The following is an 18,635-nucleotide window of genomic DNA, read 5'->3' on the forward strand; positions in this document are numbered from 1 at the left end:
GACATGAAATATCAGTTATTATTACTACTAATATTACTAGGGGCATGTAAAACAGCTTCTTCTTCAAAGGCGGATGTAGCTAGTGATCCGATTATTATAATGCAGAAAACTCCTTGTTTTGGTACTTGTCCGGAGTATACACTGGAAATTTTTGCCGATCATGCTCATTTAGTGGCGAAACAGCATTTGAAATTGAAGGGGGAGTTTGAGGCAGAGATCAGCGAGGATCAGGTAAAAGAATTAGTAGGTGCCTTTGTGGATGGAAAGTTTTTTGAATATCAAGATCAGTATACAGCTAATATTAGCGATATGCCTACGACCTATCTCACTTTTAACTACGAAGGAAAATCAAAGAAAGTGATGGATTATCATAATGCACCTGAATCTCTAAAGGAATTAGAAAACAAAGTAGCTGCATTGATTGATGGACTAACCTGGAAGGAGAAGAAATAGGTTAGTTTTTCTTTAAGACTTTCTGATTTTCGGTAGAAGCATCTATCATTTTGAGCCAGATTACTTTTTCACCATTCCCTAGTGCTTCGTAATAATAGGTTTCATCCTCAATAATAAGTTTGCATTCTCCAAGCTCATATCTTAGAGCATTTACAATATCACCCACCGCAAGCTGTTCTCCATTTAGATCTGCTAAATTGGGAAGCTTTTGCTTATCCGCCTTCTTTTTAAATAATCCAAACATAATAATCAGTGATGCAAATTTACAGAATTAATAATTGAAGGGCTGGGTTTGTTATGCTGCTTTATTTATTTGGTGAATTTTTGGTTTAAACAGGCTATCTGATTATTGGTTTCGGGAAGTGGTTGTAATTCTTTAGTGGACTTAACGCATTTTGATAGTTCGTCTTCTGATAACGAAGCAATGGTCTGTCTTAGAGTGAGTTGAAGAGAATAGATAGATGCCATAAACATTACCAGAAGGGTTAGGGTAATAGCTTTACAGTATTTTTTTGAGGCATCCATATCTGGTAGAACGCTGAAAACTAGTCTGAGTGCTAAAATTATTGTAATCGGCTGAAAGCTTGGATCAGCGGAGATTTTTCAATAAAATTATTTTCCTATCTGGAAACCTCTTTCGTAAACAGATGTCCTTTGGGTATAAAAAATGTAGTTATGAGAATATTTATATCCACTTTACTTCTTATGTGCTTCTCGTTGTTGGGGACTGCACAGACCATTGAATACTCTAGTGACAAGGTTACAAGGGTGAGCATTTCAAAAAATAAAAAGAGTAGAATCAAAACTATCTCTTCCGGAGGTTTTCATTCCGGAGGTTTCGGTGCTTTATCTTTTAAGAAATCCGAATTTAAAGATAAGGCTCTGGTAATGACAGGTCTCAGAGGCGGGTGGATCATTAATAGAGCTGTGGCTATTGGAATTGAAGGATATGGAATAGTGCCGGCCTCGGAGTATGCTAATATTAATTTTCAACGTAATGTTCGCTTGCTTGGAGGTTACGGTGGAATGTTCGTGGAACCAATCTTATTTTCAAATGAAGTAGTGCATGTAACTTTTCCAATGGCTGGTGGTGCCGGCTGGCTTGGCTATCATGAAGACTGGGAAGAGGATTATGACGGTGATGATCTAATTGATGACGATGTATTTTGGTATATCGAACCGGGAGTTACGGCAGAGGTAAATGTTAGCCGTCATTTTAGAATTGCTGCTGGCGTTACTAAAAGGTTTACGCAGGATCTCAACCTGATGTCAACTAATGATAGTGAATTCGAAAACTTAAATTATATGCTCACGCTGAAATTTGGAGCATTTTAGATAAAAGTAGAGATGCTCTTCATTCAAAAAAGAGCATCTCAATTTATTTTTATAAAGCTTGTGGTTGCTCAGCGTGGCTTACCACTTCACCCCAAACTCTGAAAACATTTTTATAGCAGATTTTTTCAATGTCAGATTCAGAGTAGCCTCTTTTTAATAAAACATATATCAAGTTAGGGTAGTGGCTTACATCTTTTAATAGAAGAGGAAGTGAGTCACCCACTCCGTCATAGTCAGATCCAAGGCCTACATGATCTATTCCTACCAAACTTACTACATGATCAATATGATCAGCTACCTTATCCACATTGCTATAAATGGGATGGCTTGCAGTATAGCTTTTGTATAAAGAATCTTCTTCAGTGAGGTTATTCTCTTCTGCGTATTTTTCGATTTCTTCTTTTACAGCTATTGAGTTTTCATCAATAAAAGTAGAACCAAAGTTGATTTGGATAACACCGCCATTTTTAGCTAAAACCTTGATCATCTCATCTGACATGTTTCTCTCGAAGCCAGGCGTAAAATGTCTACATGAAGAGTGAGATGCTATAACCGGCTGCGTGGTTAATCTCATAACATCATAAAAGGCACTGTCAGAAATGTGAGAAACATCCACCATAATGCCTAATCGGTTCATTTCTTTAATTACTGATTCTCCGAATTTACTAACACCATTGTGCATATAAGTAGTGTCATATGAGGAATCACAAATCAGATTGTCCTTTGCGTGAGTTAAAGTAATGTAGCTAACTCCACGGTTTCGGAAATGTGCCAGGTAGCTTAGGTTATCTTCAATAGCGGCACCATTTTCTATACCCATAGGAAGAGCTATTTTTCCAGCTGCTACCATTTGGCTTACTTGCTCTGGAGTAGCCGCCACAGCAAATTTCTCAGGAAAAGCTCTTTCAATGGATTCTACCATATCAATGAGTGAATCAGCCAAAAGTTTAGCTCCCCCTGTAGTTTGATAGTCTGACGGTATGTAGATAGACATAAAAGGAGCATCTAGCCCGCCTATTTTTGCTCTTTCAAAATCAAAATCACCTTCTGTGGTAGATAAAATTGATGCCTTATCAGTGTCAATGTTGAATTTCTGATGTTTTAATCGATAGGGTAAATCGATGTGTCCATCAGTAATAATGAAATTATGGGCTAATTCCTGAGCTCTAATTTTAAGTTGCTCATCATTAGCGCTATCTTCGTTTCCTGTTGGTGTAGGCTTACACGAGATTACGGAGACAAGAATCAAGAAAACGAAAGAAATGTTCTTCATACTGGATTTTAGGTTTTTCCAACCTCTAAACTCCGTAAAAATATCATGTGAAAAAATTAATATTTGTATTTAAGGTACATTTATGGATAAAAATGATCTGCCGGCGTATACAGTCGGTCAGCTAGCTTTAAGAAACGGGCAGGATAAAGAACAGATATGGGTTGCCTACCAGGGCATTATTTATGATGTTACAAGCTCCCGCCTATGGAGAGATGGTAAACACTATGAGCACTGGGCAGGGCAGGATCTTACTACAGAACTTGAAGAAGATGCCCCACACAATGCCAATGTTTTTGATAAATATAAAGCCGTTGGTATTTTAAAATAGCCTATTTGCCACCATTAGCCTGTAAGTCTAGCAGGCAGTTAGTATCTAATGAAGGTGGTGAGCTCATTCCCAGCAAGTTATCTATTGACTGACCGGTTTCAACAGCCCAGTACATTAAGCAGTCAGTATCGTCACAATGTCTGCCATGGTCTGTATCCTGATGCTGGTTTACCATGTCGCTGCCGGCATTCACAAGGCCCAGGATGTGCCCAAATTCATGTTCGGTTACAGTAGAGGTGAGCAGGCTGGTGCTTGGTTTGCCAATGCCGCCACTATTATCTTGAATAGTTTTTTGAAAAATGGCCATTGAAGTATTTCTATGAGCTACACCTAAGACCTTCGAGTTTTCAGTGTCTTCGCTATATCCGCCACCTAAAAACAGAAAATATGCTGAGATAGCATTATCTGATGTGAAACTAGTACGGTTATCGTCTTCAATTTCTCTTATCTCTTCAATAGTATATTTTTCCTTGGCTTCAATAGATATCTCTTTAGTGGTTATTTGTATACCCTCCGGCTTGTTAAGAATACTTTCTAAAAAGCCCTTCAGATTATTCAAAGTGTTTGAAGAAGGTGCAAAGCCGCTGGCATATTGTACCTCAATGTTCAGGCTGGTATATTTTTCACCCGATAAATAATCGCTAGAAGAGACTCCCACTGCCTGTTTATGGTTGGTGCTTCCTGGCTCAACGCCATCTTTATCACTACAACCTGTGAATAGCAATATTGAAAAACATATAGACCCCACTAAGTATTTTAACTTCATAACTTCCTAACTTTATTTTTTTAAATATAACGAAACTTAACCCATATATAGATTTATGATTTTAATAGCTGACAGTGGCAGTACTAAAACTGATTGGAGGCTCATAGATGCTAACCATGAAATTGAGCAATATAAATCCTCAGGCATAAATCCTTATCAACAAAAAGAAGAAGATATTAGGGCAGAGGTTCTGGAATATTTAAAACCACAAATTAATCAAGATGTTCATCAGGTCTTTTTTTATGGCTCAGGATGTTCATCACCAGCTAATATTGCCACACTCGAACGGGTGTTTAAAGAAGCCTTTCCTAGTGCCTTCGTCAAAATAAATCATGATTTGCTAGGTGCCGCCAGGGCTTTATGTGGCCATGAAGCGGGAATAGCCTGTATTATAGGTACAGGTACAAATTCCTGTTTGTATGACGGACGAGAGATCATTAGCAATGTACCCTCCTTAGGTTACGTTATGGCCGATGAGGGCAGCGGTGCCTGGCTGGGCAAACAAGTGCTAACAGATTTTTTAAGAGGAGATATGGATTCCGATCTGGCTGGTAAATTAACGAAGCAGTATGAGGTGTCTAAAGATGAGGTACTGGAAAATGTATATCAAAAGCACATGCCTAATAGATACCTGGCCAAGTTTTCCAGGTTTTTATTTCATAATATCGATCATCCGTACGTTTATCAATTAGTGTATAGAGGTTTTACCCTTTTTATAGAGAAGAACGTGAAGAAGTATGAAAATTTTGACCAACTGCCTGTACACTTTACTGGCTCTATAGCTTTCTATTATAATTCCATATTAAGGCAAGTGGCTTTTGAGCAGGATATTACTATTAAGCATGTGATAGAAAATCCTATTGCAGGCCTTACGTTATTTCATAAGAACAGCATATTATAAAATGAGTATTACAGAATCAGATTCTAATTTCAATAATCTAGAGAAGATGAGTATCCATGATCTTCTCACTAACATCAATAAAGAAGACAATAGTGTGCCAAAGGCCGTTGAGAAAGCGATCCCGCAGATTGAGGCTTTGGTGACGCAGATTACTGCCAAAATGAAAATAGGTGGCCGGCTATTTTATATTGGAGCCGGCACCAGCGGCCGTTTGGGTATATTAGATGCCTCTGAAATACCACCAACATATGGAATGCCTCATGATCGAGTGATCGGTCTTATTGCCGGTGGTGATGGCGCCATTCGAAAAGCAGTAGAGTTTGCTGAGGATGATCAGCATCAGGCCTGGAAAGATATGGAGGCTTATAATATCGGTGAAAATGATGTAGTAATAGGTATAGCTGCCTCAGGAACAACACCTTATGTAATTGGTGGACTTGAAAAGGCTAATGAAGAAGGTCTCATCACCGGATGTATCACATGCAATGCAAGCTCATCATTGGCCAACGTAAGTCAATTCCCCATTGAAGTGGTGGTAGGGCCGGAGTTTGTTACCGGAAGTACCCGCATGAAAGCAGGAACAGCTCAAAAGCTGGTGCTAAATATGATATCTACTTCGGTAATGATTCAATTAGGTAGGGTGAAAGGAAACAAGATGGTGGATATGCAGTTAAGTAACAATAAACTTGTAGCTCGAGGAACACGTATGCTAATGGAGGAGCTTTCAATAAGTGAAGAGGAAGCCGAAAAGCTTTTGAAAAAGCACGGTTCAGTAAGAGGAGTTATGGATAATATGTGACAGGAATATGCATGAAATAGAGCCTTATCAGAGATGGTTGCACCTGTATAACCCAGCGGAAGATGAACTCTCTCCATGGTTTGGTAAAGAGTATAATTATGATTTGTATTCAGAGAATATCTACGGGTACTATATAGATCCTGCCTGGGATTACATTGGGTCGGAAACACTTTATATTAAGGTGCTTTATGCGGATTACGATGAGGGCTATGCTATTATGGAATTCATTGGCGAATGGAACGATACCATTAACAATGACATTATGCACTTGAAAAGAAACATCATTGAGACCTATTCTCATCAGGGGATAAATAAGTATATTTTAATAGGTGAAAATATCTTCAACTTTCATGGATCAGATGATTGTTACTATGAAGAATGGTTTGACGATGTGGAGGATGGTTGGATAGCTGCTATCAATTTTCCTGATTTTGTGCGGGAAGAATTTAAGAACTTCAATGTTGATTCGTATATCAATATGGGCGGCAGTTTGCAAATTGATAAATGGCGGACCATGGCTCCTTACCGATTTTACTCACTGGTAGAGCAATTGATTCAAAGAAGAATTTCACTCATTTAAAAGAAAAAATCATGCGCAGCTTCACTTTTCTCATGTCTATTATATTCCTATCGTTGGTGGCTTGTGGCAGTGATGATGATCCAGGGAATGATCCTGTAGAACCGGAGTTTTCATACTTCAGTGAAGCTGAGGAAGTTAATGATTTAAGTGTTGCTCAAATAGAGGGGTTATTGCAGATAGGTAGTATAGCAGAGCCTGATATTATTGAACTCAAGCCATTTATTGAGTACGATGTTAAGACCTACAGAATCATTTACAACACTACATTTCTAGGAGAAAGTATACAAGCATCTGGCTTAATAGCATTGCCTCAAACTTCAAACAGTTTGCCGATAATGAGCTTTCAGAATGGTACTTATGTTGAGTATTCTCAAGCTCCCTCTAAAAATACAGATGTATCTACCATCGCCGGTGCCTTGGCTAGTGCTGGCTATATTTTAGCCATACCTGATTATATTGGCTTTGGAGAGTCTGAAGGGTTGCCGATACCATATCACAGTGAAGAATATACAGCCAGAGCGGTTATTGATCTGGTTAAGGCCGCACAAGAGTTTGCCTCGCTGCATGATGTGGAGCCTAATGGAAAGGTTTTTCTTGCAGGTTATTCTGAAGGCGGCTATGCTACCATGGCGGCTCATAAACGAATGGAGTCAGAGAATCCTGAAGGTTTGGAGTTAATGGCCTCAGCCCCTGCTTCGGGTGGTTATGATGTAAAAGGTTTTCAGGAATACTTATTTAACCAGGAGACTTACAGCACACCTTTTTATCTCGCTTATGTGGCTTTATCATATCAGCAGATTTATGATTTTCAGGAGCCATTGTCTTATCTTTTTCAAGAGCCATATGCCACCAACATACCTTCCTTATTCAATGGGGTTAATTCAGGTGGAGCTATTAATAACCAGCTCACTGTTAATATGAGTGACTTGCTACAGGCGGAAATTATAGCAGGAATTGATAGTGATGAAAAGTATGCCTATTTCGTTGATGCGCTGATCGCCAATACAATCATTGACTGGGTGCCAAAGGCTCAAATGTTCATGTACCATGGTGATGCAGATATTACGGTGCCTTACCAAAACTCTGTTACAACTTATAATCATCTTATTGATGCAGGTGCTGATGAGGATAGGGTGGAGTTCATCACACTCGAGGGCAAAACGCACGGAACAGGGTTTTATCCTTACTTATCAGATATGATTGAAAAATTTGATGCTTTAAGGTAGAAACTAAACGGCCTCTACTTCGGTTATCTTAGATATCAGATACTTCTTTTTGGATGAGACCTCACTACAAACATATCTGGTCCTTCTCAAACTTTCTTTTCTAAATACCCGGTTATTTAGCTTGAATAACTCGCCTGTGGGTATATCACTCAGTTGCAGCGTACTTTTGCCACTGTCAAATGGGCGAAGGGCTGTCATTAGCCTGTGGTCATTACAGGAAGAAGCTTTTGGGTTTTGTAGATATTTCTTAAGTGGTAATAGGACTTCATTAGGAAAAACTGTCGTATTGAGCACTGGGGTCATGAGATTTCTAAAGGCCCTTTTCCATTCGGCTCCATGAGGTTTTACACTTCTTTTATGTTCGGTAAAGGTGAGCAGATGAGCCACTTCATGTACATAAGTAATCAGGAAGGAATAGGGATTTAGATTATTGTTTACAGAGATCGTGTGCTTTTTGGTGCTGGGATCGTAACGGTAATCGCCTAGTTTAGAGGCCCTTTTCTTCTTTATCTTTAAAGAGAAATTGTTTTCATGCCACAGGGTGTGGCAATAATCCAGTGCTGCTTCTGGCAGGTGTTTTTTTAAAGCTTCTTTAAATCTCTTTTCCGAATTGCTCATGCTGGGCAAAGATAGCTCAAAAAAAAAAGGCTTTAGAGAAATCTCTAAAGCCTTTCATGAAAAGAACTATTTGATTATTCTACAGTTGCGTCAATTTCAGCATCTACAGAATCCATTTCTTCTTCTACTTCTTCAGCAGCTTCTTCAGTTGCTTCCTCTACATCTTCAGCAGCTTCTTCCATGCTGTCACCAGCTTCTTCTACAGTCTCTTCTACTTCTTCAGACGCAGAATCTTCTTTTGCTTTGTTGTCACAGGCTACAAATCCTAATGAAAATGTAAGAGCCAATAAAAATGTTAACAGTTTTCTCATATGTTTCAGGTTTTGATTTTGACCCTAATATAGATACAAAGACAATACGGGTCAAATAGAAGTTATTTTTTTCTGAAAAATAGTCTGATAGGTACGCCCTCTAATTCGAAGTTTTTTCTGATTTTATTCTCTAAAAACCTCTCATATGGCGTTTTTATGTACTGTGGGAGGTTGCAGAAAAAAGCAAACGTCGGAATTTGTCCTGGCAGCTGTGTGATGTACTTTATCTTGATATATTTACCTTTTAGTGCTGGTGGCGGGTATCTTTCTATCTCGGGAAGTATAGTGTCATTAAGCTGCGATGTTGGAATCTTTATATTTTTGTGCTCGTAAATTTCGATGGCTTTTTCTATTGCCTGGAAGATTCTTTGCTTCTTAGTAACGGATGTGAAAATAATAGGAATCCAGTCTAGCTGACCTAACTTCTGCTGTATACTTTTCTTATATACATCAGCCGTTTTAGTGTCTTTCTCTATTAAGTCCCACTTATTCACCATTATCATAATGGCCTTATTATACTTCACTGCTAAGCTGATGATACTCATATCCTGAGCCTCTAATCCTCTTTCTGCATCTACTAAGATGATACAAACGTTACTATCCTGAAGTGCTTGAATAGACCTTAATACGGAGTAAAACTCAATATCTTCCTTTACCTTGGCCTTTTTTCGAATACCTGCAGTGTCAGTTAAGATGAAATCTTTACCGTATAAGGTGTATCTGGTGTTAATAGCATCTCTGGTAGTGCCGGCTTCATCAGTTACAATAGATCTTTCCGTTCCAAGCAGTGCATTAAGGAAAGAAGATTTACCCACGTTTGGTCTACCTAATATGGCAAGTCTTGGTATGCCATCTTCAGGGTCTTCCTCGCCCTCATCAAAATGCTCAACTATTTGGTCCAAAAGCTCTCCAGTACCACCACCACTTACAGATGAAACTGGGATCACTTCACCCATGCCTAATGCATAGAATTCATTAGCCATATGCATTCTTTCAGTAGTGTCAGCTTTGTTAGCCACTAAGAAGGTAGGCTTTTTGGAAGCACGTAATATTTTGGCAAAGTCTTTATCCAAATCAGTAAGACCAGCGAAGCTATCTACCATGAATAATACCACAGTGGCTTCGTCAAGCGCCAGCTCTACCTGATGTCTTATTTGAGACTCAAACTTATCTTCTGAGCCTGTTACATAACCACCAGTATCTATTACTGTGAAATGCTTGCCTGTCCATTCGGCATAACCATAATGACGATCACGAGTTACGCCGCTTTCATCATCCATAATGGCCTTCTTCTTTTCAATAAGTCTGTTGAAAAGCGTTGATTTACCTACGTTAGGTCTGCCTACAATTGCTAATATATTTGCCATGATTGTTTTTTTCGATATTTATGAACGATAACCGAATCTTTTTAAGCTTCTTTCCTGCTTTCTCCAATTTTCAGCTACCTTAACAAAGGTTTCAAGGTGAATTTGTTTAGCGAAAAACTTCTCTAACTCACCACGGGCCGCTATGCCTACTTTTTTCAGTGCTTCACCACCTTTGCCTATTATAATGCCCTTCTGGCTTTTTCTTTCTACGTATATTTCTGCTCTAATTCTGATGATATCTTCGTCTTCCTTGAATTCAGTTACCACCACTTCTGTGCTGTAAGGCACCTCTTTCTTGTAGTTAAGAAAGATTTTTTCCCTTACTATTTCCTCTACGAAGAACTTTTCTGGCTTATCAGTAAGCTCATCTTTAGGAAAATAAGCGGGGTGCTCCGGCATCAAGTCTATAATGGTATTAAAGATGCCATCTATATTAAGACCCTCAAGTGCAGAAACAGCCAGGTACGCATCAGCTTTTACAAGTTCTTTCCAATAGGTGAGCTTATCTTCTACCTGCGTGCCCTTTGCTTGGTCTACTTTATTCAATATAAATAGAATAGGCTTTTTAATTCTCTCCAGTTGTTCTTTAATGTGCTCATCAAACTTTTCGTAGATGTCGGTTACAAACAATACTACATCAGCATCTTCCAGGCTGGAATGAACAAACTTCATCATAGAGTTATGAAGTTCGTATTCAGGCCTGATTATTCCTGGAGTGTCAGAGTATACGATCTGAAAATTTTCACCACTGATAATTCCCATAATTCTATGACGTGTAGTCTGTGCCTTAGAGGTAATGATGGAAAGTCTTTCACCCACCATCTGATTCATGAGGGTAGACTTACCTACATTAGGTTTACCTATAATACTTACAAATCCAGCTTTATGAGAATTTTCTGCCATTATTTAATTTTTTGCAAAGGTAGCCATTTAATTGAATATGGCAGCACGTGCGTTGAAGCATGATTTTTAAAACTTTTTAAAATAATTTTTGCTCCATGCTTGACTTTCTAATTCTCTTAATATACTTTTGTAATCCTTTTAAGAAAGAGGGGTTAGGAACAGCAAACAAGCAGTTCTTAATGTACTGAAAAGCGATTTAATTTATTATAAAAATATATCGCGGGATGGAGCAGTTGGTAGCTCGTCGGGCTCATAACCCGAAGGTCACAGGTTCGAGTCCTGTTCCCGCTACTATCAAAGCCAGTTATTGAAAAATGACTGGCTTTTTTTATGTCCTTATTTTAGATCTCACTTCTTTCATATCATTTCTTCTCTAATATAAACTTCGCCACATCTGCCTCGTTAGTAATTAAGAATCAACTAATTACTATGAGTCAACATTCCCAAACTCACCGCGTGGTGATGCAGGTAAATAGAGGAAGTTCTGCAGATCAGAAAATTGCTATTGATCAAATTCGTAATGTGTTGAAGGCTCTTCCTGAATGTAAAATCGAGGTGGTTTGTCATGGGCAAGCTGTGCAATTAGTGTTAAAGAAGGCCTCTGAAATGGCGGATGAAATAGCTGGGCTAGCCAAGGATCAATTTGTAGAATTCCTGATTTGTCAAAACACTTTAACTCAAAATGACCATCATCAAGATGAAATATTGCCTGAAGTGAAGGTGGTGCCTTCCGCTTTGGCTCATATTATTGTGAGGCAAGGTGAAGGGTGGGCTTATATAAAAGGCGGTAGATAAAAAAAGCCTAATCTCCGGGTGGAAATTAGGCTTCTGTATTTTAAGTCAGAACTCTTATCCGTTCATCGAGATAAGAAACTCTTCGTTGTTTCTTGTTCCTTTCATTTTTGAAAGTAGGAATTCCATGGCCTCGTTAGAGTTCATGTCAGCCATAAACTTGCGAAGGATCCATACTCTCTGAAGTTCCTCCTCGCTAAGAAGTAAATCTTCTCTACGTGTACCAGATGCAGGTACATCAATAGCAGGGTAAACTCTTTTGTTAGAAAGTTTTCTGTCAAGTTGAAGCTCCATGTTACCAGTACCTTTGAATTCTTCAAAGATAACTTCGTCCATTTTAGATCCTGTTTCAATAAGAGCTGTAGCGATGATAGTTAATGAACCACCATTTTCTACATTTCTTGCTGCTCCGAAGAATCTCTTAGGCTTATGAAGAGCGTTAGCATCCACACCACCAGATAAGATTTTACCAGATGAAGGTACTGTTGTATTATATGCTCTTGCAAGTCTGGTGATAGAGTCAAGAAGTATAACTACGTCATGACCACATTCTACCATACGCTTAGCTTTCTCAAGCACCATGCTAGATACTTTCACATGTCTTTCAGCTTGCTCGTCAAAAGTAGAAGATACTACTTCAGCTTTTACGCTTCTAGCCATATCAGTAACCTCTTCAGGGCGCTCATCAATCAATAATATGATCAGGTAGCACTCAGGGTGGTTTTCTGCTATTGCGTTAGCAATGTTTTTAAGTAATACAGTTTTACCTGTTTTAGGCTGAGCTACTATCATACCTCTTTGGCCTTTTCCAATAGGAGAGAACAAGTCTAGTATTCTTGCAGAATAGTTATCTGCTTTAGAGCTTAGTCTTATTTTTTCTTCTGGGAATAAAGGAGTTAGATATTCAAAAGGAACTCTATCTCTTATTTCCTCAGTAGTTTTTCCGTTTACATTTTCTACTCTTAAAAGGGCGAAATATTTTTCACCTTCTTTCGGAGGTCTGATCTGTCCTTTTACAGTGTCACCAGTTTTTAAACCAAATAATTTGATTTGAGATGGAGATACGTAAATATCATCAGGACTTGCTAGGTAGTTATAGTCAGAAGAACGTAAGAACCCGTATCCGTCTTGCATGATTTCAAGAACACCTTCGTTTTCGATTACACCGTCGAAATCTCTTACGTTATTTTCTTTTTTCTTATTGTGGCTCTTGTTGCCATTGTTAGAGTGGTTGTTGTTAGAGTTGCCCTCACTTTTTGCACTCTTGTTATCATCTTGCTCTCTAGCCTCTCTTGGTTCTCTGGCTTCTCTTGGCTCTCTAGCCTCTCTCTTATTTCCTTCTGCCTGAGGTTTGTCAGATGATGGTTTTCTAGGTCTTTTTTGTCTGTCTTTGTTGTCAGTTACCTTTTCAGCAGTGCTGCTCTTAGATGACTCATCAAAAGATGTGATTTTGTCTTCTATTTCTATATTGAAAGATTCTAAAAGCTCATCAGCAGAAAGGTCAGACTCTTTTTTGTCTTTCTTGTTCTTAACGTTTTCTCTTTTTCTTGGCTTTTGTGATTTGTCTTCCTTAGGAGTTTCAGCTTTCTTGGTGTCTTTGCTGTCGGAAGTCTTTTTCTTAGGGAGGTCGCTTTCTGGAGTTACGGCTTGCTGGTCAAGTATTTTGTAGATCAGCTCTTGCTTGGATAGCCTTTTGTAATTTTTCAGGCCTAATTCTTCCGCTATCTCCTTTAGCTCTGAGAGAAGCCTTACGTTCAATTCTTCAATGGTGTACATAGATTCTTAATCCTGAATTCTTTTATAATAATGGGTAAAATTTAATAATTAACATGAATAGTGTAAAAGAGATACTTCGATGATACCTCCACCGCTTAAGAGTAGCTTGTTAGATTAATGTCAAGATGGTAATTGAGTTACTAGAAAAAATCAAGCTTTATTGAATCGGAAAGCGTCCTAAAGCTCTACTTATGTTATGTTCGATAATGCAATATTATACTAACGGCATACAATTGTCAACTTTTTATGTGTAAATAATTATTATAACGGCGAAAAATTGAACTTTTACCTCGAAAATACTTTATTTTTGCCTCCGTTTTTAATATACAAATATGTTACAATTAGCCTATATTCGGGAAAACAAAGACCAGGTAGTGGCCGGTCTTACCAAGAGAAGATTTGCAAACGCTGAAGATGTGATCAATCAGGTGATAGAGCTTGATGATCTACGTAAATCCACCCAGCAAAAACATGATCAGGTACTTTCTGAGTCTAATGCACTTTCCAAAGAAATAGGCGCTTTAATGAAGGCGGGTAAGAAAGATGAGGCTGAGCAGGTAAAGCAAAAAACGGCCGATCTTAAAGTTGAGGGTAAAACTCTGGCTGAAAACCTGGCTCAATACGAAAAGGATTTAAAGGCTGTATTATATACTGTGCCTAACGTGCCTAATGAGCATGTGCCAGAAGGAAATGGTGAGAATGATAATATCACTATAGAAGAGCATGGTACTATACCTACACTGGCAGAAGGATCATTGCCGCATTGGGAGCTTATTAAACAATATGATATTATTGACTTTGAGCTTGGAAACAAAATTACTGGTGCAGGTTTTCCAGTATATAAAGGTAAAGGAGCAAGATTACAACGTGCTTTAGTGAACTACTTCCTGGATCAGGCGGTAAAGGCTGGTTATCAGGAAATTCAACCGCCAATTTTGATCAACGAAGACAGTGGTTACGGTACAGGTCAGCTGCCGGATAAGGATGGTCAGATGTATTTTGTAAGAGAGGAAAACTTTTACATGATACCTACCGCTGAGGTGCCTATTACTAATATGTACAGAGACGTAATAGTTTCTGCCGATGAATTGCCTATAAAAAATGTAGGGTTTACGCCATGCTTCAGAAGAGAGGCAGGGTCATGGGGGGCTCATGTAAGAGGGCTTAACAGATTACATCAGTTCGATAAGGTGGAAATAGTAGAGATTCACCATCCGGATAATTCTTATGCGGCTTTGGAGAGAATGTGTGGTCACGTAAAAAGTCTGTTAGAAAGTCTTAATCTACCTTATAGAGTGCTTAACCTTTGTGGAGGAGATCTTGGATTTACTTCTGCTCAAACTTTTGATATGGAAGTGTATTCTGCAGCACAAGAGAAATGGTTAGAGGTGAGTTCTGTAAGTAACTTTGAAACTTACCAGGCTAACCGCTTGAGATTAAGATCTAAAGGCGAGGATAATAAGACATTCCTATTACATACTTTAAATGGAAGTGCATTGGCATTGCCTAGAATTTTGGCTGCCATATTAGAAAATAATCAAACACCTGAAGGCATTAAAATTCCTGAAGTTTTAATCCCTTACACAGGTTTCGATATTATAAATTAAGCGAAAGCTTTCTTAGGGCGGTAAACTCTTTTACCATCTATCAATTTTTACTGGTAGGTTTTTCATTCTTGTTCTACATTTAGATTTTTAATAATCATAATGAACATGAAAAATCTACCAGTTTTTTTATTTCTGTCAATTATAATTTTATCCTGTTCCATGGAAAAGGAAGTGAAAGATAAGAGCCTTGCTTATCCCGAAACGGCTACTGTAGATACGGTAGATAATTATTTCGGTGTGGAGGTGAAAGATCCTTATAGGTGGCTAGAAGATGATCAATCTGAGGCTACCAAGCAATGGGTGAAGAAAGAAAATGAAGTAACATTCGGATACTTAAATAAGATTCCTTTTAGAGATAATATCAAAAGTAGATTAGAAGAACTGTTTGATTATGAGAGAGTTTCATCTCCTGCCAAGCATGGGGATTACTATTATTTCTACAAAAATGATGGTCTTCAAAATCAAAGTGTGCTTTATAGGAAAAAGGGAGAAGATGGTGAGCCGGAAGTTTTTTTAGATCCTAATAAGTTTACCGAAGATGGTACCATTTCTTTAGCAGGAACATCATTTACTAAAGATGGATCTCTGCTGGGCTACCTTATTTCTGAAGGTGGGTCTGATTGGAGAAAGGCTATTATCATTAACACTGAGACGAAAGAGCAGGTAGCAGATACCTTGGTAGATATCAAGTTTAGTGGTATTTCCTGGAAAGGCACTGAGGGGTTTTATTATAGCAGCTATGACAAGCCTAAAGAAGGTTCAGCCCTATCAGGAAAAACGCAGCATCATAAACTTTTTTATCATAAGCTGGGCACGCCTCAGGCAGAGGATAAGTTGATATTTGGAGGAGAAGAAACTCCTCACAGATATATAGGTGCATATCTTACCGAAGATGAGCGGTTTCTCGTGATAAGTGCAGCGGAAAGAACCAGTGGTAATGAATTATATATTAAAGATCTTAGTAAAGAAGGTAGCGATATAGTTGCTATAAAAGAAGGATATGAAAGTGAACAAGGTGTACTTTATAATGTAGGCGATAGGCTAATCATAAGCACCAATTTGAATGCTCCAAATGGCAAGCTCGTTGAAGTAAGTGCGGCCAATCCCGATGTAGATAATTGGAAGGATTTAATCCCTGAAACTGAAAATGTACTTTCGGCTGGTACTGCTGGTGGTAAAATATTTGCTAACTATATGGTAGATGCCAAGACAGAGATTAAGCAATATGATCTTGATGGCAATCTGGAGAGTGAAATAAAGCTTCCAGGCATTGGCAGCGCTTATGGCTTTAATGGAGAAGCTGAGGATAAAGAGATTTATTACACATTTACCTCTTTCACGTATCCTTCTACCATCTTTAAATATGATATAGCTTCAGGTAATTCAACCCTTTATGATCAGCCAAAGGTAGATTTCAATCCTGAAGATTATGAGACTAAGCAGGTCTTTGTTACCAGTAAAGATGGTACAAAGGTGCCTATGTTTATCGTTTATAAAAAAGGGTTGGAGCTCAACGGAAAAAATCCTACCTATTTATATGCTTACGGAGGTTTCAATGTGAGTCTTACACCATCTTTTAGCACTAGTAGAATTTTATGGTTAGAAAATGGTGGCGTTTATGCCCAGCCTAATCTACGTGGTGGGGGAGAATATGGCCAGGATTGGCATATTGCAGGTACGAAAATGAAGAAGCAAAATGTATTTGACGATTTTATCGCTGCAGGCGAATATCTGATAGAGAACAAATACACATCTCATGATTACCTGGCCATAGCTGGCGGTTCAAATGGAGGGTTGTTGGTAGGTGCTACCATGACTCAGAGACCTGATTTGGCCAAAGTAGCTTTTCCGGCTGTTGGGGTGATGGATATGTTGAGATACCATAAATTTACTGCAGGTGCTGGCTGGGCTTTTGATTATGGTACTTCTGAAGATAGCAAGGAGATGTTTGAGTATATCTATGGTTACAGTCCGGTGCATAATGTGAAAGATAGCGTACAATATCCTGCTACCATGGTCACTACAGCAGATCATGATGATAGAGTGGTGCCGGCGCATTCGTTCAAATTTGCCGCTGAATTGCAGAAACATCAATCTGGGGATAACCCCGTTTTAATACGCATTGAAACAGATGCTGGTCACGGTGCTGGAAAACCCACTTCAAAAATTATAGAAGAGGAGGCTGATAAATATGCCTTCGCCTGGTATAGTATGGGGTTTGTGCCTGATTTTGAGAAAAAAGACCTATAAACAAATGATTAGAGAAGGTAAAAAAGAAGACTTGCCCAGAGTGCTGGAGTTGATTAAAGAGCTGGCGGTATATGAAAAAGCTGGTGATGAAGTTTCAAATACTGTAGAGCTTATGGAAAAGGATGGTTTTGGTGATCATCCTGCCTATGGCTTATTCGTGGCGGAAGAGGAAGAAGGTATAGTGGGTATAGCTATTTATTATTATAGATATTCTACCTGGAAAGGAAGAAGGATTTACCTCGAAGACATAGTAGTAACTGACAGCCATAGAGGAAAGGGCATAGGCAAGCAGCTTTTTGATAGTGTAATTCAAAAAGGTAAAGCTGAGAAATGTAGTGGAATGGTATGGCAGGTTCTAGATTGGAACGAACCTGCTATAAATTTTTACAAAAAATACTACGGAGCCTCTCTGGATGCAGAGTGGATCAATTGCAGTATTAGTTTTGATTAAAATTTTATGAAAAAACTACATGCTCAAAAGGAATGTCCACCATATCGGCCATCTCTCTACCAAGATCTTCCATATCTTCATCGTCCGGATCATATTTCCATCGGATGGTGATCTTGTTGCCGAAGATATAGAACTTATTAAGCTCAAATAATATATCTAAAAGCATTTTGGTAGAGGAAGTATTCAGATATTCTAATTCCAATTCCATCACCGTAAGCGGCTGAGGGCTTTGGAAATAGGTTCTGAGCCAGCCCACGATCGCTTGATGAAATGGAGTGGTGTCTTCCATGAATGATCGGCCTTCTATAGATAACTTTCCTGACGAGTAGTCCAAATAAACCTTCGGACTGTCCTCTGAGGGTTCAAGGTATAAAGCATTCATAATGTAAATGTATAATTGATACGTTACAATTCCATCTAAATGTAAGTAATTAAATCATTTAAGTTGAATTATCTTACATTATGTTGGGAATAATTGGTAAAATTGCTACCCTGAAAACGAGGAAAGATGTAAGATATTATTACACTTCTTCCAATAATGTTCTGAAAGCCACGTGTTTATCTTTGTACTTATTATGTAATTGTTGAACTAGAGCTGGGGCATGGTTATCCAAATATTGTACAACTTTGTCCACACTTTTGGCGAAGTACTGAAAAGAGTAAGAAACACTTTGTCCTTCATCCTGGCCTAAAACCTTGTAAATTTTATAATCATCAAATAAACCAGTATTCATTACAGATGGTATATAGGACTGTTTCATCCAGTTTAGCCACTCCTTTTCCACATCAAGATCTATTCCTATAGTTACGTTGTAAAGAACCATGTTTGAATTATATAAAGTATTTTAATAGTTAAATTCTAGCGAATGAAATTGTGGTATTTCTTTTGCAGGAATAAA

General features: G+C 38.4%; 21 protein-coding genes and 1 tRNA gene. 12 read left to right on the forward strand and 10 right to left on the reverse strand.

Annotated elements, in window-relative coordinates:
- Positions 1-3: 3 nt before the first annotated feature.
- Positions 4-453 carry a DUF6438 domain-containing protein gene (locus LVD16_RS06150; protein ID WP_233773045.1) on the forward strand — a complete coding sequence of 150 codons (450 nt, stop codon included), beginning with the start codon at positions 4-6 and terminating at the stop codon, positions 451-453.
- A 1-nt stretch (position 454) separates the two neighbouring features.
- On the opposite strand, the gene LVD16_RS06155 is transcribed toward LVD16_RS06150, so the two are convergent.
- Entirely contained in the window at positions 455-697 is a 243-nt protein-coding gene (locus LVD16_RS06155; protein WP_233773046.1) for a hypothetical protein, read from the reverse strand.
- Between the two features lie 431 nt (positions 698-1,128).
- Between LVD16_RS06155 and LVD16_RS06160 the strand changes: the two genes are divergently transcribed.
- Entirely contained in the window at positions 1,129-1,788 is a 660-nt protein-coding gene (locus LVD16_RS06160; RefSeq protein WP_233773047.1) for a hypothetical protein, read from the forward strand.
- Positions 1,789-1,837: 49 nt separating this feature from the next.
- Here LVD16_RS06160 and LVD16_RS06165 read toward each other — a convergent pair whose 3' ends face one another.
- Positions 1,838-3,061 carry a dipeptidase gene (locus tag LVD16_RS06165; RefSeq protein WP_233773048.1) on the reverse strand — a complete coding sequence of 408 codons (1,224 nt, stop codon included), beginning with the start codon at positions 3,059-3,061 and terminating at the stop codon, positions 1,838-1,840.
- An 82-nt stretch (positions 3,062-3,143) separates the two neighbouring features.
- Here LVD16_RS06165 and LVD16_RS06170 point away from each other — a divergent pair, with 82 nt between their 5' ends.
- A complete protein-coding gene (locus LVD16_RS06170) occupies positions 3,144-3,389 on the forward strand; it encodes a cytochrome b5 domain-containing protein (protein WP_233773049.1) in 246 nt (81 codons plus the stop codon).
- Position 3,390: 1 nt separating this feature from the next.
- On the opposite strand, the gene LVD16_RS06175 is transcribed toward LVD16_RS06170, so the two are convergent.
- The gene (locus LVD16_RS06175; RefSeq protein WP_233773050.1) at positions 3,391-4,155 is read right to left on the reverse strand and encodes a peptidase; all 765 of its coding nucleotides are present in this window, start codon (positions 4,153-4,155) and stop codon (positions 3,391-3,393) included.
- Between the two features lie 55 nt (positions 4,156-4,210).
- Here LVD16_RS06175 and LVD16_RS06180 point away from each other — a divergent pair, with 55 nt between their 5' ends.
- Genes LVD16_RS06180 through LVD16_RS06195 form a run of 4 tightly spaced genes read left to right on the forward strand, consistent with a single transcriptional unit; the run spans position 4,211 to position 7,661 of the window.
- Entirely contained in the window at positions 4,211-5,056 is an 846-nt protein-coding gene (locus LVD16_RS06180; RefSeq protein ID WP_233773051.1) for an N-acetylglucosamine kinase, read from the forward strand.
- Between the two features lies 1 nt (position 5,057).
- Positions 5,058-5,855, forward strand: a complete 798-nt coding sequence (murQ, locus tag LVD16_RS06185) for an N-acetylmuramic acid 6-phosphate etherase (RefSeq protein WP_233773052.1) — start codon at positions 5,058-5,060, stop codon at positions 5,853-5,855.
- Positions 5,856-5,862: 7 nt separating this feature from the next.
- Positions 5,863-6,435 carry a hypothetical protein gene (locus tag LVD16_RS06190; RefSeq protein ID WP_233773053.1) on the forward strand — a complete coding sequence of 191 codons (573 nt, stop codon included), beginning with the start codon at positions 5,863-5,865 and terminating at the stop codon, positions 6,433-6,435.
- A gap of 11 nt (positions 6,436-6,446) precedes the next feature.
- Positions 6,447-7,661, forward strand: a complete 1,215-nt coding sequence (locus tag LVD16_RS06195) for an alpha/beta hydrolase family protein (protein WP_233773054.1) — start codon at positions 6,447-6,449, stop codon at positions 7,659-7,661.
- Between the two features lie 3 nt (positions 7,662-7,664).
- Here LVD16_RS06195 and LVD16_RS06200 read toward each other — a convergent pair whose 3' ends face one another.
- From LVD16_RS06200 to era, 4 genes are all read right to left on the reverse strand, one after another.
- A complete protein-coding gene (locus tag LVD16_RS06200; RefSeq protein WP_233773055.1) occupies positions 7,665-8,279 on the reverse strand; it encodes a SprT-like domain-containing protein in 615 nt (204 codons plus the stop codon).
- Positions 8,280-8,353: 74 nt separating this feature from the next.
- Positions 8,354-8,590 (reverse strand): hypothetical protein, encoded by a 237-nt coding sequence (locus tag LVD16_RS06205; protein WP_233773056.1) that lies wholly within the window; start codon positions 8,588-8,590, stop codon positions 8,354-8,356.
- Positions 8,591-8,652: 62 nt separating this feature from the next.
- Entirely contained in the window at positions 8,653-9,957 is a 1,305-nt protein-coding gene (der, locus tag LVD16_RS06210; RefSeq protein WP_233773057.1) for a ribosome biogenesis GTPase Der, read from the reverse strand.
- 18 nt (positions 9,958-9,975) lie between these two features.
- Complete coding sequence (gene era, locus LVD16_RS06215; RefSeq protein WP_233773058.1) at positions 9,976-10,860, reverse strand: GTPase Era; 885 nt, start codon at positions 10,858-10,860, stop codon at positions 9,976-9,978.
- A gap of 218 nt (positions 10,861-11,078) precedes the next feature.
- Here era and LVD16_RS06220 point away from each other — a divergent pair.
- Together LVD16_RS06220 and LVD16_RS06225 are read left to right on the forward strand one after the other, a co-directional pair.
- Positions 11,079-11,151, forward strand: a tRNA-Met gene (locus LVD16_RS06220).
- Positions 11,152-11,289: 138 nt separating this feature from the next.
- Complete coding sequence (locus LVD16_RS06225) at positions 11,290-11,655, forward strand: DsrE family protein (protein WP_233773059.1); 366 nt, start codon at positions 11,290-11,292, stop codon at positions 11,653-11,655.
- Positions 11,656-11,709: 54 nt separating this feature from the next.
- Here LVD16_RS06225 and rho read toward each other — a convergent pair whose 3' ends face one another.
- Complete coding sequence (gene rho, locus LVD16_RS06230) at positions 11,710-13,428, reverse strand: transcription termination factor Rho (RefSeq protein WP_233773060.1); 1,719 nt, start codon at positions 13,426-13,428, stop codon at positions 11,710-11,712.
- 332 nt (positions 13,429-13,760) lie between these two features.
- Here rho and serS point away from each other — a divergent pair, with 332 nt between their 5' ends.
- From serS to LVD16_RS06245, 3 genes are all read left to right on the forward strand, one after another.
- Positions 13,761-15,035, forward strand: a complete 1,275-nt coding sequence (gene serS, locus LVD16_RS06235) for a serine--tRNA ligase (protein WP_233773061.1) — start codon at positions 13,761-13,763, stop codon at positions 15,033-15,035.
- A 159-nt stretch (positions 15,036-15,194) separates the two neighbouring features.
- Complete coding sequence (locus LVD16_RS06240) at positions 15,195-17,285, forward strand: prolyl oligopeptidase family serine peptidase (RefSeq protein WP_233773062.1); 2,091 nt, start codon at positions 15,195-15,197, stop codon at positions 17,283-17,285.
- 4 nt (positions 17,286-17,289) lie between these two features.
- Complete coding sequence (locus tag LVD16_RS06245) at positions 17,290-17,736, forward strand: GNAT family N-acetyltransferase (RefSeq protein WP_233773063.1); 447 nt, start codon at positions 17,290-17,292, stop codon at positions 17,734-17,736.
- A gap of 4 nt (positions 17,737-17,740) precedes the next feature.
- Here the strand turns inward: LVD16_RS06245 and LVD16_RS06250 are convergent, their stop codons facing one another.
- Positions 17,741-18,118: a DUF1987 domain-containing protein gene (locus LVD16_RS06250; protein WP_233773064.1), complete on the reverse strand. Its 378-nt coding sequence runs from the start codon at positions 18,116-18,118 to the stop codon at positions 17,741-17,743.
- Positions 18,119-18,257: 139 nt separating this feature from the next.
- Positions 18,258-18,560 carry a DUF4286 family protein gene (locus tag LVD16_RS06255; protein WP_233773065.1) on the reverse strand — a complete coding sequence of 101 codons (303 nt, stop codon included), beginning with the start codon at positions 18,558-18,560 and terminating at the stop codon, positions 18,258-18,260.
- Positions 18,561-18,635: the final 75 nt, after the last annotated feature.

Origin of the sequence: Fulvivirga ligni (assembly GCF_021389935.1) — a bacterium.
Lineage (GTDB): Bacteria > Bacteroidota > Bacteroidia > Cytophagales > Cyclobacteriaceae > Fulvivirga > Fulvivirga ligni.